This is a genomic window from Kitasatospora sp. NPDC127116, assembly GCF_042677365.1.
Lineage (GTDB): Bacteria > Actinomycetota > Actinomycetes > Streptomycetales > Streptomycetaceae > Kitasatospora > Kitasatospora lactacystinica.
Map to the genome: position 1 here is coordinate 1 of NZ_JBHXTL010000107.1, position 25030 is coordinate 25030.

Annotated in this window: 3 protein-coding genes; all 3 read left to right on the forward strand. The window is 73.5% G+C overall.

The features are described from left to right. Positions 1-471, forward strand: a 471-nt coding sequence (locus tag ACFVHV_RS32415; protein ID WP_380355877.1) for a YbaB/EbfC family nucleoid-associated protein, incomplete at its 5' end; no start/stop codon positions are given. After that, positions 464-763, forward strand: a complete 300-nt coding sequence (locus tag ACFVHV_RS32420) for a hypothetical protein (RefSeq protein WP_359899434.1) — start codon at positions 464-466, stop codon at positions 761-763. The genes ACFVHV_RS32415 and ACFVHV_RS32420, both read left to right, overlap by 8 nt. Before the next feature lie 113 nt (positions 764-876). Beyond that, the gene (locus ACFVHV_RS32425; RefSeq protein WP_380355894.1) at positions 877-25020 is read left to right on the forward strand and encodes an ADP-ribosyltransferase; all 24144 of its coding nucleotides are present in this window, start codon (positions 877-879) and stop codon (positions 25018-25020) included. Positions 25021-25030: the final 10 nt, after the last annotated feature.

Genomic DNA, 25030 nt, shown 5'->3' on the forward strand with positions numbered 1-25030 from the left:
GGAAGAGAGGGAGGTGCGGGCGTGGAGTTCCCGTTCACCGCACAGATCGAGCAGGCGATGGCCGCGCTGGGGGAACAGCAGGCCAGGATGGCCGCGGCGGCCAAGGAGCTGGAGACGGCGACCGCCTCGGTGACCTCCAAGGACCGGCTGGTCACCGCCGTGGTCGGAGCGCAGGGACAGGTGGTGTCGCTGACCTTCCACACCACCGCCTACCGCTCGATGGCCCCGGGCGAGCTGTCCAAGGCCCTCATCGACGTGCTCAACACCGCGCGGGCCGACATGGGCGACCGGGTGGCCGAGACGATGAGCGGGTTCAGCGGCCTCGGCGAGACCCTGGCGGCCTCGATGACCGGCGGCACCGAACTGGACGACCTCTTCGCCCCGCTGCGGCAGATGCGGCCCGGGTTCGCCGACGCGGCGGCGGCCGAGGAGCGGCGCAAGCGCGACCGGCAGGAGGAGTTCCGTGGCTAAGCCGAGGCTGACCGCGCTGTCGGACCTGACCGACAAGTTCTCCAAGTACCCCGAACTGTCCGACCTCTTCCAGGAGTTCGAGGTCAAGACCGGGGAGATCAACGCGTACAACAAGAACTCGGCCGGCAACGACGAGATCGGCACGACGTACCACGACAACGTCGACGAGCCCACCACGTCGATCACGGCGCTGTTCAAGAAGGTGCGGAAGACGGTCGAGAGCGCCGGGAGGGGCGGGACGAACACCTCCAACATCCTCAACGACGCCGACCAGGACGCCAAGAACGCCTGACGAGGCCTCCGGCCCGCCGTGCCCGGGCGGGCCCCACCGGTCCGTCGGACCTCCGCCGCCGGGCACCCCCCTCCCCGCTCGTCCACTGCCAGGAGTGCACCACCGTGTCGATCATGCTGCCGCCGGGCCTGGCGAAGTTCTTCAGCATCGTGACCGGCATGAAGTGGCCGGAGGCGAACGAGGACCACCTGCGCATAGCGGGCGACGACTACCTGGCCATCCACGAGAAGGTCCCCGAGCTCCGCGGCTACCTGGTCGAGCTGGTCAAGCTCTGCGGCGAGAGCTTCGAGGGCCAGGCGGCCGACGCCTTCATGGAGCAGATGCGCCAGTTGATCGGCGAGACCGGCGGCACGGACTACGTCTCGGCGGCGGGCGAGATGGCCAAGCAGCTCGGCGACTTCGCCCACAAGGTGGCCAACCAGGTCGAGTACGCCAAGTGGATGATCATCGCCCAGCTCATCCAGCTGGTGGCCCAGATCGCCTGGGCGATCGCCATGTCGCCGATCACCTTCGGCGGCTCGCTCGCGGGGATCTTCGTCGCCTACGAGACCGCGGGCGCGGTGATCAAGCAGGTCTTCATCTGGCTGTTCAAGCAGCTCCTGCTGCACGAGTTCCTCTCCATCACCACCGCCATGCTGATGGACGGGATCATCCAGGGCATCCAGATCGGCCAGGGCCACAAGGACAAGTGGGAGAAGGAATCCTTCATCCAGTCGATCGAGATGGGCGCGATCAACGGCCTGCTCACCGGTCCGCTGGAGCTGTTCACCTTCGGCCTCGGCAAGGCCTTCGGGCGGATCTTCGGGCGCGGCGTCAGCAAGGGGCTGCAGGCCGACCTCAAGGCGCTGGCCGGCTCCGAGTTCAAGGGCCTGCTGAAGAACCTCCCGACCGGCACGTTGAAGGAGGCCCTCAACCTGATGCGGAAGGAGGGCAGCCTCACGCTCAAGACCGCCATCGAGCAGGCCGAGAAGAACGTCGCCAAGGACCTCGCGAAGAAGACCGCCAAGGAAGCCGCGAAGAACACCGCCAAGGAGGTCGCGAAGAACACCGAGAAGAAGGTCCAGGACAACGCCCTCAAGGAGCTCGCGGACAAGGTCGGGGAGAAGTTCGGCAAGGAGGCCGGGGAGAAGGGGATCGAGAACGTCGCCGAGCACCTCAGCAAGGTCGAGAAGCTCACCCAGAAGATGGGGGAGACCTTCGAGCGGCAGCTCCTCGAGCTCGGCATCGACAAGGAACTCTCCAACGCCGCGGGCCGGTTGATCGCCTCGCGGCTCGCCAGCCAGGGCGCCCGCTACGCCATCGACCTCGGAACCGTCAACAAGCTGGTGTCGACGCTCGTCGCGGCCAGCGGAAGGATGGAGTCGGGCACGCTCAGGGCCGAACTGCAGGGCATCACCAAGCAGATCGGCCACATGCAGAACGAGCTGAAGCAGCTCGGCGGCGGCGCGCTGGACAGCGGGATGAGGGACCTGAAGTTCCTCCAGGCGGAGCAGCAGCACCTCCGGGAGACCATCCAGGCCACCCAGGACCTCGCGGGGCGCGCGGTGAGCCTGATGGACGGCCTGCACCCGCAGACCGCCGGGCAGTTCCTGTACCGGTTCGGCGAGGGCGTCGGCAACTACCTCAAGGGCGGCGTCCAGAACATCGTCACCGAGGGCGCGTACAACCTGGCCTTCGGCGAGAACCACAAGTTCACCGTCAGCGTCGAGAGCTTCTACGGCGGCGTCGCCATGGGCGCGCTCGGCCACCTCGGGCACATCGCCGGCGGCCCGCTGCGACTGCGGATGGAGGACATCAACCTCCCCAACTACGCGCGCTTCCCGCTGGCCGTGGTGTCCACCCTGATGGGCCACCCGACCTCCCTGTGGGTCTCCCGCCCGGAGGGGGCGGGGGCGGTGGGCGGCGGCCCCGAGGGCATCGGCGGCAAGCTGCCCGGGACCGGCCCGCTGGACGCCTCGCGGCCGGAGAACCTGAGGACGGACTCCGACGGCTCCGCGGCCCCGGCCGGGGACAAGTCGGCGAAGCCCCCGGCGGGCAGTCCGAGGACGACCGGCGGGGACGGCTCGACGAGGACGTCCTCCGAGGCGCCCAAGTCCTCCTCGAACAACGAGAGGCCGGAGGCGCCGAAGCCGGCCAACACGACGGGGGGCCCGAAGGAGACGCCGGAGCAGGCACCGAGGCACGAAGCGGAGCAGAGGACCGCGGAACAGACGGCCGCGGAGCAGAGGACCGCGGAGCAGACCTCGGAGGGGTCCGCCCCGCCCGTGACGCGGTCCAGGACGGAGTCGTCGGCCGAGGCGCCGACAACGGCGGAGCAGCCGGCCGCACCGCCCCGGCAGCACGACGACGGCGGGAACCAGGGCACCCGCGAGCGGCAGGACCTCGACCCGAAGCCGAAGGACTCGCACGACCCCAAGGACCCGAAGGACCCGAAGGACCCGAAGGACCCCCAGGACCCCAAGGACCCGAACGAGCCCAAGGAGCCCAAGGGGTCCGACAGGTCCGACGGGTCCGACGGGCCGTCGAAGCCCCGGCCGGAGCCGCAGCCCGACCCGCAGCCGAAGCCCGACGCACAGCCGAAGCCCGAACCGGTCGTCCACGAGCGTCTGGACTACCTCCGCACGGGCGGCGACGGCGACGTCCCGTGGGACCGCGGCAACTTCCTGCCCGAGGGCGAGGGGCGGCAGCCCGGGTGGGTCGCGGGCAAGCCGGGCGCCGACCTGCCGGACGTGCTGTCGCTGCTGCCCGTCCGGAACGACCGCTACACCGTCGCGATCCACACCGACGAGAGCGGCGTGCCCGTATCGGCCAAGGACCTGGCCGCCGTGATCGTGGGCCTGGACAGCCTCGGACACCTGTCGGGCGGTCGCCGCACGATCGAGTTCGTCTCCTGCAACCTCGACAGCGCGCACCCGGACTACATCAGGCAGGTGATGGCCGAGGTCTGGTCGCACCCGAAGCTCGCCGACCTGAAGGCCGTCGCGGCGAACGGGCCGGTCTGGGTGGCGCCCGGGTTCGACGGTACGACCATGAGGACGGCCTCCGGCACCGGCCACGTGATCGTCGCGGACAAGGTCGGCTTCGACTCGCTGGGCCGCCCGGCGGTCGTCGGCGGCGGCGAATGGCACACGTACTCCAAGTCGCCCGACGGCGACCAGCCGATCGTGACCACGACCGCGTCGACGAAGCCGGCAGAGTACCAGCACCAGTCCGAGGGCGACCTGCGCCCCATGGACACCGCCATGCGCTTCGGCGCCGAACCGGACTCCTACCACTACACCGACGCCCCCGAGCACATCCGCGCCGAGGCGGACGGCGAGCGGGTGGAGCAGTGGCGCCGGACCCAGCGCGACCTCCAGGACCAGTACGAGGCCAAGCTCACCGATGCGGCCGAGGAGCTGCGGGCCGACCCGGACGGCAGCGGCCACCGGCGCGAGGACGAGGCCGAGCGGCTGCTGAACGAGGCCCTCGACGCCCCCGGCCGGTTCCCGGAGGATGCGCCGGCGAACCTGCGCGGAGCGGTCCACGAGCGCGCCCGGGCGATGATGTACGAGGAGCTGGCCGCCCGGCCGGGGGAGCGCGAGCGGATCCTCGGCGACCTCGACGGCCTGGTGCGGGTCGCCTCCGTCCGCGAGGCGGCCGTCCGGGTGGCGGTGCAGCACTTCGACCGGGCGGCGGCCGCCTGGAACGCCCCGCGGATCACCGACGGCGACACCGGCGTCGCCCACACCCCCGACCGCACCCCCGCTCCCGTCGTGGACCTCGTCCGGCAGGACTTCAAGGCGCGGGCGGAGGCGGAGGTCGCCCGGATCTACGCCGACGCGGACAGCCTCACCACCGAGGCCAACACCCGGGCCGGGAACGCCCTCCAGCGGCTCACCGAGCACGCGCGCGACGAACTCGCCCTGCACACCGACCGGGCGAACGCCCTGGCCCTCGCCAAGGACCGGGTCGAGCGGGCCGCCCACGACTGGTACGAGCGGCTCTCCCCGGCCGACCGGGAACTGCTCGACGCCGCCGGGGTGACGGAACGCCCCGACCTGTCGTCGAGCAGCGTGCAGGCGGTCCGGGACCGGCTGCGCGACCGCCTCGCCGCCGACTTCGAGAAGGCGGCCGGCCCGCTCGACGCGGCGACCGGCAGGCGCCGGGACCGCGACGAGGCCGTGGAGCTGTTCACCCGGTCCCTGGCCGGGCACGACCGGGCGCTGCCGCACGAGTTCGCCGTCCAGGCGGTCCGCGAGGCGGCGATCCGCCGGGCCGTCGCGGAGACGGAGAAGGCGGCCGAATCCTGGGCCGAGGACGCCGCGCGCAAGGAGTTCGCCGAGAAGTTCGGCGCCGGCGAGTCCGACGTGCTGCGGGCCAGGGACACGGTGCTCCGCGAACTCGCCGAGGAAGCGGACCGGGCCGCCGCCGAACGCGTCGGCGAGCCGGCCGCGCTCCGCGGCGCCCTCGACCGGCTCACCGACCCCGCCGCCCTGCACGACCGGCTCACCCACCGGGCCGCCCGCCTCGCCGTCCGCCGGCAGGCCACCGCGGAGGCCCAGGCCGTCGCCCGCGAGCACGGCCTGTCCACGCACGCCGCCGAGCGCCTGGCGGAGGGCCACGGCGACCGGATCGCCCGCGCCTTCGACGAGTCCTTCCGCTCCCACGAGGACCTCGCCGGCCGCCAGGAGCACTGGGAGGAGAGCCGCCGCGAGCTCACCGGGGAACTGGCCGAGCACGCCGCCTTCGAGAAGGAGGCCGCCCCCGCCCTGCGCGAGGCCGCCAAGGGCTTCGACGGGCTCGCGGCGCGGCACGACCTCAACGAGGCCCTGACCGACCACCTCAAGCGCGAGTACGGCGACGACTTCATCGCCCACTACCGCGAACTGTGGACGCTCGCCCACTTCGACGCGGCCGGCTGGAAGGCCCACCAGCGCGCACACGAGGACGCCTTCGGCCGCCGGACGGAAGCCGATCCCGAGGAGGGCGGCGACCGCTCCCCGGACGGGGGAGCCGCAGGGGCCCTGATCCGGACCACCGGCGGCGACCACGGCGGCGCCGACGACCGAGGGGCCGACGACCGAGGGGCCGACGGCGGAGGTGCCGTCCGGGCCCGGGACACCGCCGACCTGCCCGGCGAGCACGACCTGCCGGTGCCCACGGCCCCGGAGCCCGGCGCCCCGGGCGCCCTCCACGAGCGCCCGCCGGCCACGACCGAGATCCGCCCAGGCGTGCACTGGCTGGCCGACCGCGGCTCCGACCCGCGCGCCACCGACGAGGCGCTCGCCCACTTCCCCTCCGACCCGTCCCACTTCACCCTGGTCTTCCACGGCAAGGGACCGGACGGCGCGCCGCATGTCGACGGAAAGCCCGTCCCGCCCCGCGAGTTGGCCAGGACCGCGCTCGACCTGTACGACCGGGGCGTGTGGGACGGCCGGCCGCTGCGCCTGGCCGGCTGCGACGTCGGCCGCGGCGGCGCGGACTCGTACGCGGGCCGTTTCACCGCCGCGCTGCGCGAGCAGCGACCGGCGCTGAAGGTCGAGGTGGACGCCCCGGGCGGCACCCTGTGGCTGGTGCCCGACCGCGTCGCGGGCGACGGTTCGCGCCGGCTGGTCGTCACCCGCGACGTCGGCTTCGACAGCGCCGGACTCCCGCGCGTCGAGCCGGGCGGCCACTGGGTCCGGCTCACCGCCCCGGCCGAGCACGTCCCGGCCGAGCACGCCCCGGCCGAGCACGTCCAGGTGGTGGCCACCGAGCTGCCGGCCCACCAGGACGGCGGGTCCGCACCGCTGACCGCCACGCCCGAGCACCGGATCGTCGCGCCGGACCCGCAGGCGCACCAGTTCGGCGCGGGCCGCAAGCACCTGTACAACGCACCGGAGTACGAGACCGTCGCGCAGAACTTCGAGAGGTCCGTCGGCCTGCTCGCCTACCGGGACGAACGGGCGCTGCAAGCGGCCCGGGGGAGCGCGTACCGGCTGTACGAGGCGTTGAAGTCGGCGCACGGCGACCCGACCGGCGAGCAGGTCTACCGGGTCTTCCTGAGCAAGGACCTGACCTCGGCCGGGCAGGTCGGCGAGCACCTCACCCGGGACGAGTTCCACGAGCTGCTGGCGACGGGCAACCTCCGCGAGCTGATGACGGCCTTCTTCAACGCCGCCTACGCCCACGACGCCACGCAGCCACCCGGCTCGTACGGTCTCAAGCAGCTGCTGACCGGCCTGGCCGAGCACGGGAATCCGGCCGCCCGGCTGCGCGAGCTGGGACTGGACAGTACCCGGGTGCCGCAGCAGCTGGACTACCTCAACAGCTCCACCCGGAAGGTCTCGCACGCGCTGACCGGCGGGGCCGGCTACTTCGACAAGGACTACTTCGCCACCGGTGCGGTCGCGCACCGGGCCCCGCTGGCACTGCAGCGGGAGTTCCGGGCCAGCTCCGATGCCCGCACGCCGCGGACCGAGACGAATCCGCTCGAGCTGGACCGCAAGCTCATCGAGCTCCGGATGCCGCTGAGCCCCCGGGAGAAGACGTTCCAGGGCGCCGACCCCTCCCAGGCCCTCCAGTGGGAGCCCGGCAACTTCAAGCACGACGTCAACACGGCCTCCAAGTGGTACGGCGAGGCCCGGAACACCAAGGGAATGCAGCTCAGCACCGGCGTCTCGGCGACGACGGCGAAGATGCTCGGCGCGTTCCGCGCGCTCAAGGTCCCGGACGTTGCGGCAGAGGACATGCTGCTCGCGCTGGTCGGCTGGATGCTGCCGCTGGGCGACCACTCGCTCTACGAGATCCTCAAGGGCGCCGAACTCGCCGGGGAGCTCCCGCCGGTACCGTCGCACCTGTTGACCGAGGCCGCCGCGATGTACCGGCACGTTCCGGGCCTGCCCGAGGGCACTCTGCGCCGGGAGCTCGGGATGCTCCCGCACGAGTCGGTGTACCACGCCCTGGCGAGCCGCTCCCGCCGCAACGGCGGTTTCGAGGAGGAGGGCCTGGAATCCGTGCGCCGGGTGTGGCAGCGGATGGTCGAGCCGGGGAAGGTGCCGTACCCGTTCGAGCGGGAGTGGCTGGCCGACAACGGGCTGACGCGGGAGCAACTCGGCGCGCGGCTGAGCGTGGCCCACGTCGAGGCGCTCAACATCTACACCGGGAAGGCCTACCCGCTGATCAACGCGCTGTTGAAGTACGACGGACCGTTGCTGCACACCGCGCTGGCCAAGCAGATCGACGCCCTGCTGGCCGGGAAGGTCGAGGCGGTGCCGTCGATGCTCCTGGAGCACCCGGTGCTCGGCGGGCTCATCGCCACTCCCGGGCCGAAGCACCGGACGCCCGAGCACACCGCGGAACTCTCCCGGATGGCCAGGGAACTGTTGCCCGAGATCGAGAAGGAGCTGCGGATCCACGCCGAGATGATCATCGAGGCGTTGGACCGGCTGCCGGCGGTGACCGGGGTCGTGTACCGGGGAGAGTGGGGGCTGGGCCGCCTGGACGGTCCGGAGAGCGTGTTCACGGCGGCCAGGCCCGGCAACAAGCAGAGCAGCGCGGGGCTGCTCAGCACCAGCCGGCTGGAGGAGACGGCCCAGGAATTCCTGGCGCCCGACGAGAAGCTCGCCCGGTACGGACTGGCCCACCGGGTCCTGGCCCGGATCCGCCTGGCGGGCGACAGCGGTGTCGACATCACGCCCTTCTCCCGCTACCGGGACGGGGAGCGGGAGATCCTGATGAAGCCCGGTGCGGTCCTCACGGTCACGGGCAGCGGCACCGGCAGCGCGAGCACCGGACCGTACGAGCGGATCGACTACATGGAGAACGGATCCGCGCGGCCGTTCGAGTGGCAGAACGACTCGCCGCAGTGGCCCCAGCGGCTCCACGAGAAGCTCAGGTCCCAGCTGGCCGGCCTGGCGAACACGTCCGAGGCGCGGTTCCACCGGGACCTCTGGCAGCTGGCCAGGGCCGCGGGTGCCCACGTCGGGCTGCCGGACGCGCGCCGGGCCCAGGCGGACGCTCCGGACGACGTCCTGGTCCGCCGGGCGACCGAGCACCTGTGGGACGCCGCGCGGATCACCGCCACCCTGCACGACGCCGTCGGGCACACCCTCGCCGAGCTCACGGGTGCGTCCCTGGTCGCCACCCTGGCCCGCACCGAACTCGGTCTGTCCCCGGACCACCGGATCACCCAGGACGACCTGCAGCGGTTCACCGGACAGGTGACCGGCAGGACCGGAACGGGCGACCACGACCTGCGCCGGATCCTGGCGGTCGCACAGGACGTGGAGTACACCGACCACGCCTCGGCCGTGGCCGCCCTGCGGACGGCCTGGGAGGCCGTCGGGCGGGCCGACGCGGAGCCGGCGGTCCCGGGCGAAGCGGGCCTGTACCTGCTGGGGGACCGGCCCGCGGAGCACGACGCCCTGGTGCCGCTCCTGACCACGCTGCAGTTCCGGGGCGACTTCCTCACCGTGGTGCTGGACACCGTCGGCGGGCGCCCCGCTCTGCACGGCACCGCCCTCACCCCGGCCGAGGCCGCGCACGCCCTGTTCAAGCTGGTGGAGGACGGCAGCTGGGACGTCCGCCGGCCCCTGCGCCTGCTGGCCACCGACCTGGCGTCGGACGCCCACCGGTCGTACGCCGATCAGATGCTGAACCACCTGTGGCGGATGGACCGGAGGATCCTCGCGCTCGCGGCGGCGGGAAACGTCTGGATCACCGCCTCGCCGCTCGGCACCACGCACCTCCTCGTCGCCGAGAAGGTCGGCCTGTCCGTCGCCGGGGAGCGGGTGTACGCCGGTCCCGGAAACTGGGTCTGGCTGGAGCACGGGAGCCGGCCGGAGAAGCTCGGGCCGTACTTCGCCGACGAGAAGACCGAGTTCAGGGTGAGCAACGGCGAAGGGCTGCCGCTCGTGGGCCCGGCACCCCACACCGTCGGGCTCGGCACCGAGGTCACCTCCTGGGAGACGCACCTCGATCCGGACCCGGCCGACGACCAACCGGTGCACGGGCCGGGGCAGGAGCCCGAGGGAAGGATCATCGAGCTGGACGACCTGCTGGAGGACGGCGGGAACACCGCGCACGGATCGCCGGCGGTGGACGGGAACGCCGCGGCGGGGCAGCAGACGGGACCGGGCGCTCAGGTGCCGCCGGCCTTGCCGCCGGTGCCCGGTCCGGTCGTGCACCGACTGCCGGGCGACGACTGGGTCCAGCAGGGCCGGCCGCTCACGGACACCTCGGGCGGGTTCCACGGCTGGGTGCTGGACGGCACGGTGCTGCCGGAGTTCGGGTACGTCGAGAGCTCCTCCAGGACGTTCGAGATCGTGGGCCGCGCCGATGCGGACGGTTTCCCGACGGTCGACGGGCACCAGGTCACCTCCTGGGAGATGGCCCGCCTGATCGCGGATCTCAAGAAGCACGGGTACTGGAGCGGGACGGGGGACATCGAGCTCGCCGTCCCCCGCCTGGGTGCGACGCAGGCCGGCGTGTACCTGGCCACACTCCACGTGTACCTCTCCATGAGGGACGTGCACGTCACCATTCGGGCACCCAAGGAGGACCTCTGGTTCGTGCCGTTCCCCGGTCGGCACATCGGCGATCCCTTGCCTCCCGGGGGCGGCCGGACCTTCGTCGCTTCGACCTCGACCGGCTACGACTCCCACGGCTTCCCGGTGGTCGCCACGGGCGGTACGTGGATGATGGTCAAGTCCGATGCGGGACAGAGCGGCAGCAGCGTGCAGATGGTGCCCGTGGTCATCGAGATGCCGGCCGGTTACTCGGGGGTTCCCGCCGACCAGGTCGCGACGGAACTCTCCTCGGACCTGCGGCTCACCGGACCGGCCCCCACCCCGCCGCCGCCCGGCACGGCGACGCGGCCGCCGTCGCCGACGGACACGGCGATGCAGCCGCCGTCCCAGCCGTCGCCGACGTTCCCGGCGCCCGCGCCGACCGGGCAGGACGGGCAGGTCGCGCCGGGCCGGCCGCCGGTGGGGCTGGGCGGCGGGGAGATGCCGGTGCCGGGGCCGCTGCACGAGTGGGTGCAGGTGCTGGAGCACCTCTCGTCGGAGGACCGGCGCGAACTCGCGGCGGACGAGGCCTTCATGGCGGGTCTGCGGGACGAGCTGGGGCCGGAGGACTTCGCGCAGGCGGCGGCGAGGCTGCTCGTCGACGTCGACCCCCGGACGCACCAGCCGGTCGCGGCGCGCCGGACGGCCGAGGACCTGGTGGCGCGGATGCTGGCGAACAAGGAGGTCGCGGAGCGGCTGGTGGCGGCGGGCCTGCGGGTCGGGGTGGTGCCGCGTGACGTGCCGATGACGGAGGTCCCGGGCTTCGCGGCGTCCGGGCACGGCACGGGTGACGGGCGTGACTGGTCGGTCGTGCGGGGCTCCAGCGGGCACGGGACCGTGCTGATCACGGAGGAGAACCTGCTCGGTGCGCGGACGCCGGTGGGGGAGCATCCGGCGTACGCCGAGGGGTACTCCACGTCGGCGCACGAACTCGCGCACGCGATCCACGAGTTCGGTCTGACCGACGCGCAGCGGGAGCTGGTCGGGCAGGCCTTCCGGGACCGGAGCGTCTCCGACGCGCTGGCGGAGCTGTTCGGCGAGGAGTCCGTGACGGCCTGGCCGGACGGCGGTCTGCGGGACGGGAACGGCGAGCGGGTCGGGAACTACTCGGCGCGCGACGAGCACGAGTTCTTCGCGCAGCTGGTGACGGCGTACTTCGGGCACAACCACGGCAGTGACCCGTCGACCGGGGCGCCGCGCAACAACGGTGCGCCGTGGGTGCGGGAGAACGTGCCCGAGCTGGTGCCGCTGCTGGAGCGCCTCTTCGGGACGGACCCGCGGGCGGCCCATCCGGAGCCGGCCAACCAGGTCGGCCGGACCGAGGCCGAGGAGGAGCTGTTCACCGGGTTCCGGGAGTTCATGGACTCCGCGGTCCGCGAGCGCAGGACCGTCGCCCGGCTGGACGAGGAGGACCTGTTCGGCCGCTTCCGGGAGTTCATGGACTCCGCGACGCGGGAGCGGGCGACGGTCGTCCGGCCGAGCGAGGAGGAGGTGTTCACCGGGTTCCGGGAGTTCATGGAATCCGTGGCGCCGGTGGACGAGACGGTCGTCGAGCAGCACGACCAGGGGCAGCACGCTCCCCTGGAGGTCCTGCAGCCGGGTGACACCGTCACCGACCTGAACGGTGTCGTGCGCACCGTCGTCGGCCCGGAGCTGCCCGCCCGTCCGTCGCGGATCGACGAGCACGGACTGGCGTCCTCGGACGTGCTGATCGGGCTCGGCAGCACCCGCACCCAGCTCCTCGACCACTTCACCCGCCGGTTCGCCGCGGTGCTGCACGGTGAGGAGCCGGCGGCCAGGACGCTGGCCGAGAGCCTGTTCGGCGCGGAGACCCTGCAGGCGAAGCTCACGGCGCTGTCCCGGGGCGAGGTGTGGGACGTGCCGTTCTCGGCTGGCGCCTGGACCGGCACCGTCCGGGTCGGGGCCGACCTCGGGAACAGCACCTTCCTCAGGGCCGCCGACAACTTCGAGTTCGAGTACGGTTCGGAGCGGCAGACCTCGGTCGGCGTGACCGGGGACCGGCTGCTCCAGGGGAACGTGGGCGGCCAGGCGAAGTTCAAGTTCGGCAAGCCGGCCGACCTCACCGAGACCGTCGGCTACCGGTACGGCCGGCAGCACGGGACGACCGACGCCCAGGCGAGCCGGACGGTGGCCCGCGGCAAGACCTCGGAGACCGCCGCGCTGTTCGACACCGTCTTCCACCTGTCGGCGCGGTTCCTCGACCTCACCCACCGCGGCACCGACGTGTCCCCGGAAGCCGTCCCGCGACCGATCGGACCGGTGGACGTGCGGGCCCAGGTCGCCGTTCCGCTCCGGGAGACCGGAGCTCCGCGGCCGGTCGACCTCCCGCTCCTCCCGCCGCCCGGGGCGGGCCCGGGCGGGCGGCTGTCCGGCTCGCACATCGTGACGGACGTGTGGGCACTGCGGCACCGGCCGGAGCCGGTCGAGGGGCCCGAGGGCATCCAGCTCCCCGACCTGAACGCACCCGGTGCCGGCGGCAAGGGCATCGCCGCGTTCGTCGCGGGCTTCGAGACCCAGGCGCGGGAGCACTTCGGCAGCGCCTGGCCCGCGTTGAAGGCCAAGCTGCTGGACGAGGTCGACCTGGGCGCGCTGCACCAGGACCTCAAGGCGCTGATGTCGGGCGAGACCCTGACCGTCGAGGTGGACGGCCTCGTCGGCCCCAGGGCCGTCATCACCCTGAAGAACGCCCGGATCCACACGATCGGGCAGACGGCGGAGCTGCCGGCCACCGAGTTCAACATCGCCACCGGAACCTCCCGCTCGCACGTCCAGCAGGACACCACGAGCACCGGCTGGCAGTTCCCGCTGCCGCTCAGCGCGACCGGGTCGGCCAAGAACGGCGGCGGAGGCGCCGGCGCAGGCGCCGGGACCGGCCGGGACCGGGTGACGCTGAACGGCGGCGGCGACGAACTGTCGCTGGGCACCAAGGTGAAGACGGCGGCGGTGGTGTTCGAGGGCGAGGCGCGGATCCAGGTCGAATTCGGCCCCTTCGGCACCCGGCGGCCCGGCCCGGCCCGTTCCGTCGACGCCGGGCTCGGCTTCCGGGTGGTCGTCGACCGGGCGGAGACCTCCCCGCCGACCCCGGGCCAGGAGAACCCCGCCCCGCACCCGGACCACGCGCCGCTGCCCCCCGGCACCCTGGTCCCGCACCCGCCGACCGGGATCTGGCACGGCTCGGCCGCCTACACCGGCCTGCCCGTGACCACGGTCGTCCGTGACGTGCACAGCGTCGCACCGCTGCACGCCCGGCTGGACGAGATCGGCCTCGCCCAGCTGGGGGCGAAGACGTGGCGCGGGGTCAGGGAGGACGTCCTGCGGGCGTTCTCGCAGGCGGCCGTCGGCGCCCACCTGGTGGGCATGACCCACGAGGTCCCGCTGCGCGGCCCCGCCGTCACGCTCGGCCCGCTGAGCAGGCTCGGCATCGGCGTCACCGCCCACGTCACCTCGCTGACGTACCGGCGGGAGCAGGCGTCGGCGGACCTCAACCCCGTCCGGGAGAGCACCACCTTCGAGTCGAAGCGGCTGCTGAACTCCGACAGCAGGAACGTCTCGGCCCAGGCCTTCGGCAAGGGGCCGGTGCACACCCGCGAGAACGTGCTGGACGGGAACGGCAAGCCGTTCACGGACACCCTCCAGGGCACCGCCACGGTCCAGCACGAGGTGCGCGACCGGGACGGCTGGCGGGGCGGCGCCTCGGCCAAGAGCTACGCGAACGGCAAGTACCGCAGCGCCCAGGTGCTGTACGACGCGACGTTCGAGCTCCGGCTGACGCTGAACGGCAGGCCGCACGGCGAACCGGTCGCGCTGGACGCCGCGTTGAGCATGGAGCAGGCGCACACCGAGCCCCGGGAACGGCCCGACCGGGTCATCGCCAACCCCTTCGACGAAGCGGTGCCCCCGCCCGCCGACCCGCCCGCCCCGCAGCCGCAGCCCGCGGGGCAGGCCCCCGAGCACCTGAGCGTCCCCGACAAGCTCGGCCACTCCGACGTGGTGCTCAGCGTCGGCCGGCGCGGCCCGTCCGTCCTGGAGGAGGTCCACCGCGTCCTCGGGACGGCCGGCCCGGTCTCCGCCCACGCGTCGGCCCGGCTCGCCGCCCGGCTGGACGCGGCCGGCCTGACCGCCTCGCTGTCCCGGCTCAGCCGGGGCGGCAGCCTCAAGGTGTCGGTGGACACCGGCAGCTGGAAGGGGACGGTGGAGGTCACCGTCGCCCCGCTGGCCCTGCGGCACCGGCGGACGGTGGACGGCTTCGAGTTCGAGCTCGGGAGCCAGCAGCGCACCGTCGTCGGCTACAGCTGGGACCGGCTCAGCCGCTGGCGGGGCGGGGTCTCCCTCAAGGGCACCGTCCCGCACGTGAGCGTCACCGGCGAGTACGCCCACACCCGGGACAGCGCGCGCGGCCTCACCATCGAGCGCACCGGCGGCACCGGAAGCCGCGGCAAGAGCGTGGAGACCGCCGAACTGTTCGACGGGGACGCCGTGTTCACGGTCCGGTTCGTGCCGGGAACGCTCCAGCGGTCGCTGGCCGGGGCGACCGCGGAAGCGCCGGTCCTGGTGGCGGCCCCGCACCGCGAGGTGGTCCGGCCCCCGGCCGACGACAACCCGGCGGTCCTGCAGCTCCCGGACAAGCGGCTCGGCTCCTCGGACATCGTCACCCGGGTCCACCTGGAGGCCCAGGACGGAACGGTGCGCACCGGGCCGCGGGCGGTGGCCGACGTGGTCGCCGAGCTGGCGCCGAAGGGCCGGGCGGTGCTCGGCCGGGACTGGGAGGGGATGCGGACCCGGCTCCACGACGCCCTCGACTTCGACAGGCTGCACCCGCTGCTGAAGCCCATGACCTCGGGCCACGAGATCGTCCTGACGCACGGCCGCAGCACGGTGCGGATCACCGCCTCGGTGGACCGGATGACCAAGTCCGGCGACGCGCCCCAGGTCGAGTTCAACATCGGTGCCAGCTCCCAGACCGCCTTCACCAGCTCCGAGGCCGGCACCAACTCCGGCAGCGGGCACGCCGACTCGCTCGGGCTCACCGTGCTGGGGACCGTGGGCACGGGCGTGTCCGCCGTGATCGGCGGCGGCGTCACCCACACCCGGCGCACGGACGCACTGGAGTACGGCCGGGACGTCCTGGTGACCGGAACGGCCGTCAAGACCAAGCTCGCCGCCGAGGCGCACCGGGCCACGATCCGGCTGTCGGTGGTGATGGAGCGGCGTCCCGCGGTTCCGCTGCCCCTGGACGCCCGGCCGGTGCGGGTCGTCCCCGAATCCGCCCTCTCCAGGACGCAGGCGGTCGTCCGCAACCTGGCCGAGGCCGGGAACGCGGTCGTCCCGCAGTGGCGGCTGCGCCGGACGGTCGCGGAGGCCGTCATCCACGCCGACGTGCTGACCGAGACCGCCCGCGCCACCGCGGACGCCACCGGGCCCGGGCAGCGGCGCGGCCCCTCCCTCCCGCGCGACCTGCGGGTGCCGCCGGCGGAGGTCTTCACCTCGGGCCTGCGCCCGGGGGACGTGCTGCGCTGGGTCGGCGACACCGCCGGCCTGCGGAGCCTCCTGCGGACCGAGGGGCCGCGCTTCTTCGGCGGGGGCACCTGGAAGCGGCTGGAGCCCGTCGTCACCGCGGGCCTGAGCCACGCCCAGCTCTCCTCCCTGCTGGCCCCGGCGGTCGGCGCCCACCCGGGAGCCGGCGCCGAGGTCGGCCCGCAGCGGGCGATCGGCACCCCCTCCTCGGGCCGGCGCTGGTTCGTCGACGACGCGGAGGTGACGGTCAAGGCCTCCCTCGTCCAGCTGGAGCACCACGGCGACAGCACCGGGGCCGCGCTGAGCCCGGCGAACGAGTCGGGCGGCGGCAACCGGAGCACGCAGCTGACCGGCCGGCAGTGGAACCTGCGCGGCCAGGTCGGCGCCCAGGCCGACCTCGGGGCCCTGGTCGAGGGCACCGGTTCGCTGCTGCTCGGAGGCGCCTACCGCGGGCGGACGGGCACCGTCACCGACGCCGGCGGCCGGTACGTGGCCAACGCCAAGGCGAACACCCCGATGGCCCGCTACACGGGCTACGTCCAGCTCGAACTGACCCTCCACAGGGGCGGCGACCCCGCCGACCAGGGCTCCGGCGGCAACCGGTCGCTGTCCGGGCTGCTGCCCGTCGAGCTGGAGATCCCGCACGCCGACACCAGGGCAGGCGTCTCGCCCGCGGACCACTGGACGCAGTTCACGCCCGAGCACCCGGACGGCCTGACCGTGCCGCGGCGCCAGGTCGGAATCCAGGTGGCCCGCGCCCTGACCCCGCACCACGAGGGCGGCGTCCGCGTCCTGCGGGACCCGCTCGCCGACCAGGCCACGCACGAGAACCTGGAGCGGAGCGTACGGTCCATCGAGGAGGACCCGCGCTACTTCACCATCGCCTACCACGCCGTCACGGAGAACGGAGCGCCGGGCTGGAACGGCTGGCCCCTGCACCCGGACGACCTGGCCCAGTCGCTGGCGGAGCTCCACGCCACCGGCGAGTGGGACGGCCGCCCGCTGCGGTTCGTCGCCTGCGACGCCCAGGAGTACGTCACCCAGGTGCTGGGGTCCCTGCGTGAGCGGCTTCCAGGCGTGGAACTGCAGGCGTACGTCGGGAACGGCAAGGTCTGGGTGGTCCAGGACCAGGGCCGCACCCACCTGGTGGTCGGCTCGCGGGTCGGCTGGGACGCCTCGGGCCGGCCCCGGCTCGAAGCGGGCGGGCAGTGGCTCCACCTGAGGCTGCCCGTGGAGGGCGCCGGGGCGCACACCCCGACCGTCGACAACGGGGCGGGCGTCCACGCCCCGCCGCCGGACCACGCCCCGCCACCGGCCCACGGGCCGGTCGTGGAGGTCGTCGAGGTCCACGGCCCGCAGCTGCACGACCCGCAGCCGCTCGCCGAGGCCACGGCGCAGCACCCGGTCGTCGACCAGCGGGACCTCCAGCCCCTCGGCGTCCCCAAGCAGGCGCTCCACGCGACCCCGGAACACCGGCGGCGCGCCGAGGAGTTCGAGGCGCGGCTGGGTGCCTACGCCTTCGCGCACCCCCAGGCGCAGGCAGCGGCCCGCAACGCCGTCCAGCGGCTCTACGACGCCCTGCGGGCCGCCCACCCCGAGACCCCGGAGGGGGAGCTCTACCAGGTCTTCCTCAACACCGACAGGAAGCCGGAGGAGGGCTCCGCCGGGCAGGTCGGCGAACAGCTCGGCCTGGCGGAGTTCCGCACCATGATGCGGACCGGCAACACCCGGGAACTGCTGACCGCGTTCTACAACGCGGCCTACGTCAAGGACTCCCCGTTCGGCCTCAAGCAGGTGCTCCAGCGGATGCTGGAGTCCCCCGACCCCACGGCGACGGCCGAGGCGATGGGGCTGGACCTGCGCGAGCTGGCGGCCCAGCAGGACTTCCTCCGGAGCGGGACCCGCTCCGTGCTGGAGATCCTGCCCGGCCTCAACACCATGTTCGCCAAGGACCACTTCGGCACCGGCACCGTCATCAAGCAGGGCACGGAACCGCTCAAGGCCGGTGCCGAGTACCTGGCCAGCCTGAAGGCCCGCCAGGCCCGTGAGCCGGTGCCGCCGAACGACCTGACGGCGCAGGGCCTCCAGGACCGCGGCATGCCGCTGAGCCCCCGGGAACTGGCGTACCAGCAGGGCGTCGGCGACGGGGAGGCGCTGACGTGGAAGCCCGGCCGGGCGCACTACATGCTCAACGAGAAGTCCGCCTGGTACGGCGAGGCCCACCGCGACAAGGGCATGCCGCTCAGCACCGGCATCTCGGCCACCACGGCGAAGATGCTGAACGCCTTCCGACTGCTCAAGGTCGTGGACAGCGCACCGCAGGACATGCTGCTGGCCCTCACCGGCTGGATGCTGCCGCTGGGCGACCACTCGCTGTACGAGATCCTCAAGGGCGCGCAGCTGCTGGACGAACTGCCCCCGCTCCCGCCGAACGCGCTGGACGACGTCTCGACGCTGTACCAGCACATCCCGGGCATACCGCAGCAGCAGGTGCGCGCGCTGCTGGGCGAGGACGGCATGCTGCCCCACGAGGCGGCCTACCACGACCTGCTCCACAAGCCGCGCGCCGACGGCGGCTGGCGGGACGACGTGGTGGAGAACGCGCAGCGCAACCGCGACGGGTTCACGCTGGCCGCGAACGACCCGACCCGGGCCTCGCGGGTCGTGGCCGACTGGCTGGGCCGCAACCCGCTGAGCGCGCGGGAGGTGCTCGACCGGCTGACCCCCGCGCACTTCGACGCGCTGGCCGTCTACACCGGCCCCGCCTACGCGCTGATCAACGTGGCCCTCAGGTTCGGTCCGCTCACCCGGCAGCGGGCCCTGGAGGTCCAGATCTCGGGGCTGCTGCGCACACCGGACCCGGCCCGCCTGCCGTCGATCCTCAAGCACGACCAGGTGCTCGCACCACTGCTCACCAAGCTGCCCCGCAACCGCACCGCCGACGACTGGAAGGCCCTGAAGAGCGCCGTGAAGGAGCGGCTCCCGCAGATCGAGCGGGAGCTGATCGCACACGCGGAACTGATCTCCGAGTCGCTCGCCAAGCTCCCCTCGTACTCCGGCGAGCTCTGGCGCGGCGACCGGGTCCTGGGCCTGCCGGGACCGGTCGGCAGGCGGCTGTCGCCCTCCTACGGGGGAGAGACCTTCCGCAACCCCGACTTCGTGAGCACCAGCATGGACCGCCGGACGGCGATGATGTTCATGCAGACCCGCACGGAACTCCCGCTCACCTACCGCGCCCTGCTGCACTTCTCGGTGCGCGGCGGCGGCAGCGCCTTCGACATCCAGCCGTTCTCGGACAAGCAGGGCGAGGCCGAGGTCCTGATCCGGCCCGGCAGCACCTTCGACCTCGGCGGGCGGCAACTCCTCCAGTCCCCGCTGCGGGAGCCGTACGTGCAGATCGAGGCCACCGAGCGGACCACGCCCTCGCCGTTCCCGAAGGCGAGCGACGCGGACCAGCGGCTGCACGAGGCCCTGGCCGGGCTCGCCAACGTCCCCGAGCTGCGCACCCACGACGACCTGTGGCCACTGGCCGAGTACATCGGAGCGGACCACGGGCGCCCGCTCGCCGGCCGGGTCACCGACCTGGTCGCGGGGGAGGCGGCCCGCCGCGAGGCGAGCATGAACGCCTGGCGCACCGCCAAGCTCGCCCAGGAACTGCAGCAGGGCACCGAGCGGATCACCCTGGCGCACCTCACCAGGCTGCGCCGCACCGCCGACCTCGTCCGCGAGGCCCTGCACCTGCCGGCCGACCAGCAGGTGACCAGGGCGGACCTGGTCGACTACGTCCGGACGTTGAAGGGCGACGGCGGCGGCGAGGTCGACGCGGGTGACCTGAGGACCCTGGTCGACGTGGTCGACAGGCTCAAGCGCCCCGGCCGCGCGGTGGCCGTCACCGAGGTCGAGCAGCGCTGGCGCGACCCCGGGTACGAACCCGCCCCCGAGCTGACCGTGCTGGAGTCCCAGGCGCTGTACTGGGTCGGCGACCGGCACGCCGACTGGCGGACGCTCACCGAGTCGGTCTTCCCGAACCTCCCGCACGCGAACGACTACCTCACCCTGGCCATGCACACCGCCGACGGCGTGCCCGTGATGGGCCATGTCATGGTCGCCCCGGCGGATGTCGCGGGCGGGCTGCTCAAGCTCTACGAGGAGGACGGCTGGGACGGCGAGAAGCCGGTGCGCTTCGTCGCCTGCGACCTCAACGTCCGGCCGGACCGCGAGTACGTGCGCGAGGTCATGGAGCACGTGTGGGCCAGGCTGCCCAAGGCCGTCGCCTACGCCGCCGACGGCCAGGTCTGGTTCGTCCCGCCGGCTCCCGCGGCCGGCGCGGCGGCCGGTGCGGCGGGTGGCGGCCGGGGCCACCTGGTGGTCACCTCCGGCGTCGGGATGGACGCGCACGGCCGTCCGGTGATCGTCCGCGGCGGCAACTGGCAGCGCATCGCCCAGGACGGGACCGTGGACCTCGGTGCCTACCTGAACGACGACGGCAGGGCGGCGTACCCGGAGGCCGACCGGGGCGACGTCCACGGCGGGATCGACGGAGCGGTGAAGTTCGGCGTCGACACGCCGCTCGACCCCGCCACGCCGCTCGACCAGCAGCTCCACCCCGGCGACGGCTCCCCGCCCGTCGTGCTCCCCGGTGCCCAGCCGCCGCCCACGGCAGCGGTCGTACGGCACACGGTCTTCGACGAGCCGCGGTACCGGCACCACGCGGAGGCCTTCGACCGGGAGCTCGGAGCGTGGACGGCGGGCGACCCCCGGGTGGTCGACCGGGCCCGTGCGGCGCTGCGCCGGATCGCCGAGGCCACCGGGGCGGAGGGCACCGCCCACCTCGTCACCGGCGGGAGCCTGCACGAGGTGATGCGGGAGTTCCACCGGCTGGCCCGCGACGAGCGGTTCCGGCTCGACGATTCCGCGGCCCTGCGGGCCGACGCCGTCCGGCAGGCGGACCTGCGGGAGCTGGGGATCAGGACGGCGGACGGCGCGGCCTCCCGGGTCGCGGCCGAGGCCATGCGGGCGTTCCGGCTCCTCGGGCAGGGCGACCACGACCTGTTCGCCCGGGCGCTGTACGGCTGGCTGCTGACGGGCGGGGAGCACTCACTGCACGAGGTGGTGGCGGGCATGCGGCTCGCCGGCGCCTTCCCCGGCCATCGGTACACCGACGGCGCCGAGCTGTACCGGAACGTGCCCGGTGTCCCGCCGGCCGAGCTGCGCCCGCCGGTGGAGGGCTGGGACGGGCCGGTCAGGCCGGCCTTCGAGCACCCGGCACCGGCGGAGCTGACGGCCGGACTGCCGCACGAGCGCACCTACCTGGAGTGGGCCCTCACCTCGAAGGAGGTGAACGACACGGTCCTGGAGGAGACGCGGCGGCGCTGGGAGTCGCTGACCGAGACCAACCCGGACGAGGGACTCGGGGCGCCCCCGTACCTGCAGTGGATGGCCCGCAACGGCGTCGCGAGGGCGACGGACGTGACCGACCTGCTGGGCCCCGCGCACTTCGTGGCGCTGTACACCTACACCGGCCCGGCCTACTCGCTGATCAACGTGCTGCTCAAGAACCCGGGCCCCGGCGCCGTCCCCGCGCTCCGCGGGAAGATCGCGGCGCTGATCGCCAAGCACTACCGGGACCCGGGCACCGCGCTGCCCGGCTCGATCACCGGGATCCCCGAGCTGCACGAGGGCATGCGGGCGAGGACCGAACCGTGGAGTCTCGCCGACTCCCTGACCGCCGAGCAACTGGCGGGCATCCAGCGGGAGATGCAGCTGCACAGCCATCTGCTGGCGGACGCGCTGCGGCTGCTGCCCGCGGCGACGGGGACGCTGTTCCGCGGCGACGGCACCCTGGAGGACCCGATGCGGCCGACCGGCCGGCCCGCCGGGCCCGAGTACGGCGGCGACGTCATCCTGCACCGGACGTTCGCGAGCTTCAGCACCAACGAGAGCACCTCGTTGGGCTTCATGAAGAAGTACGACGGCCAGGACGAGTACCGGGTCCTGCTGGAGCTGGAGGCGACCGGCCTCAACGGCCGCGACATCGCGCCGTTCTCCTCGCACATGGAGGAGGAAGAGGTCCTCTTCCTGCCCGGGGCCCGGATGCGGGTCACCGAGCGCACGCTGACGCGGACGGAGGACGGCGTCACGTACGTCCGCCTCCGGGCCCGCGAGTCGGCGTCCGAGGAGACGGACAACACGGCCGCCGTGCCGCCGCCCCGGCGCGCCGGCGACGAGCCCGCCACGGACCCCGCCGAGGAGACCGGGCCGGCCTCCGGCGGGGTGCGCCTGGCGGACGGACGGACCGTCCCCGACGAGCTGCTGCTCACCCACACCATCACCGACGCCACCGGCCGGGAGACCGGGCAGGCGCTCTTCGACGAGGCCGACTGGGCGAAGCGGTCGACGCTGTACCCCGGGCTGAGCGAGGTCACGAGCTTCGTGCCGCGCTCCACCGACGGCTTCGCGACCGGAGTGCCGCAGCAGGTGCCGTGGGACGGGAAGCACACCTACTTCTTCGCCGCGCACGGCCGTTCGGAGGGATTCGACCTCCCGCTGACCGATGGCACCAAGGCCCACGGGGTCACCGGCACCGAGGTCGGCGCCCTGCTCAAGCGCCGGCTCGCCGACCTCGCGCTGAAGGCGGCCGACGCGCACCGGAACGTGACCGCCGACGCGGACGGCGGCCCGGACGGCGGCCCGAGCCGCGGTCCGGCCTCGATCACGCTGCTCAGCTGTGAGTCCGCCGAGCAGGCCCAGGCCGTCGCCCGGCAGACCGGACTGCCGGTCCACGCGCCGACCGGCCGCACCGGCGTCAGCGGCAGGCCGGGCGGCCCCGACGGTCCGTCGACCGCGAGCGTGTACGTCAAACCGGGCCCGGACGGGTCGACCGGACTGTTCCGGACGTTCCACCCGGACCCGGCCGGCGCCGCCCCGGGCGGTACGCCCCCGCCGCACGCCCCGGCGGCCGGCCGGCCCGAACAGTCGGCGCCGGTACGACGCGCGCTGGACAACACGGGGAACGGCGAGGGCTCCTCGCGGTCCGGCCCCGAGGTCCGCCACGAGAACGGTGTGGAGATCCACCGCTACGCCACCGGGGAGGAGGTCCACTTCCTCCCGGACCGGGAGGTCCACTACCTGGCGGACCGCGAGGTCCACCACCTCACGGACGGAACGGAGATCCAGCGCTTCGCGGACCGGGAGATCCACTTCCTCCCGGACCGGGAGGTCCACTACCTGGCGGACCGCGAGGTCCACTACCTCGCCGACGGGACGCAGATCCACCGCCACCCGGACGGGACGGAGATCCACCGCTTCCCGGGCGGCGGGGAGACCCGCTACCTCGCCGACGGCCAGGTGGACAGCTACGACGGGGAGGGCCGGCTGGTCGAGCGGTACCGCGCGCCGGAGGACCACCACCACGGGCCCGACCTGCGCCCGCTGGACGTCGCCCTCGACGAGCGGAACGCCTACCTGGACACCGAGTTCGGCGCGCCCGAGGTCCCGCTGGTGCCGAGGGACGACGTCCCGCACGCCGCCGCGCAGGAGCCCCCGAACCCGGTCGCGACGAGCCGGTACGTCGACCTGGACGCGCTGCGGGAGGCCCAGTCCGTGCCCCTGATGTGGCGGTACGACTCCGGCCACCTGTACCGGTGGGAGCGGAGCCGCTCCGACATGGTCGACTACCCCGAGGTCTTCGGGGGCGGAATGCGGCCGAGGCAGGAGGACCGCTACCCCGACGTCCAGGACTACGTGGGGAGCAACGAGGCGTCGGCCCTGGTGAGCACGACGCGCTCCCGCACGGCCCAGCACGTCGACTGGGGGACCTGGCACCGCTACGTGATCGACGCACCGGGAGGCATCGACGTCCGGGAGACCCTGAACCGTCCGGGCCTCTCGGAGGAGGAACAGGAGGTCGCGTTCCCCGGGGGCATCGACGGCCGGTACATCGTCGGCGTCGAACTGGTGCGCGGCACCGAACTGGACCACGAGAGCGGCCGGTACGCGGAAGCGGTCGAGTTCGTCCCGAACGAGGCCTACCGGCCGGACCACCGGAGCCCGGAGCAGACCGCGGCGATGGGCTTGACGGAGCCCGCCGCGGAAGCGGACGGGAACCCGGGCGGGCACGTCGGCGACCACACGGCCGACGACATCGAAAGCGTCCTGAACGGCCTGGGCGGGCTGAGCATCGTGAACGGCGACGACTCCTCGGTGGGGTCCGACTCCGACAACAGCGCGGCGCCGCCCGGAGGCTGGCACCACCAGCTCCCGGAGCACGACCCGGAGGTCTGGGCCGACCCGTCCGGCTGGGCCCTGGCGGGCATCGACGGCACCCAGGCCGCCGACCTGTTCTGGCGCGACGGGGGCTGGACCATGAGCACGGCCGAGTTCGACGCGATGCCGCGGGCGTTCCGGGAGCGCCTCGCGCAGCTGGAGCTCTTCGGGACCGACCAGCAGAGGCTCGGCCGCGACGCCTACTACGACCGGCAGGGGCTCGAACCCATGGCGGAGCTCGTCCGCGGGCTGAGCGACGAGGAACGCGGGGCACTGGAGTTCTACACGGCCCCGAGCGAGACCGGGGACGGCGAGGTCGCCGAGCAGTTCTCGTACTACGAGGTCAAGCAGATCCGGTGGCAGCTGACCATGGCGGGCCGGGACCACACCGCCCTGCCCCCGGGCCCGGTGCGGGAGGTCATCGGGAACCTGGACAGTTCCATCGAGCAGAGCCCGGTGACGGGGGACCTCGTGGTGAGCAGGGGAGCGCCGTACGTCGGACCCGGGCTGCACCCGGGCGTCCTGGAGGTCGGGCAGGTCGTCACCGAGCCCACGTACGTCTCGGTCTCGGCGGGCAGCCGGCTGCACGGGGCCTTCGGCCAACGGCTCATCCGGCTGTACCTGATGCTGCCCGACCGGACACCGGGGGCGTTCCTCCGGGAGGTCTCGCACAGCCCGGCCGAGAACGAGATCCTGCTCGGCGCCGGACTGCGCTGGCGGCCGGTCCGGATCATCCCCCCGGACCACCCCCTGCAGCAGGGGGCCCTGGACGGCGGGGAGGCGGACGTGCCCCCGGAGAGCCAGTGGATCGTCTACGGCAGGGTGGAGCCGCCGGACGACGGCGCCGACGAGGACTTCGAGCCGATGGGGGACGAGACGGCGGAGCACTTCGCCCCGAACCCCGACTACGGCCTGACCGACGACTGACAGCCACCAG

Excerpts from the sequence above, each read along its gene's own strand:
- ACFVHV_RS32425 (WP_380355894.1), top strand. The coding sequence starts at position 877 with ATGCTGCCGCCGGGCCTGGCGAAGTTCTTCAGCATCGTGACCGGCATG.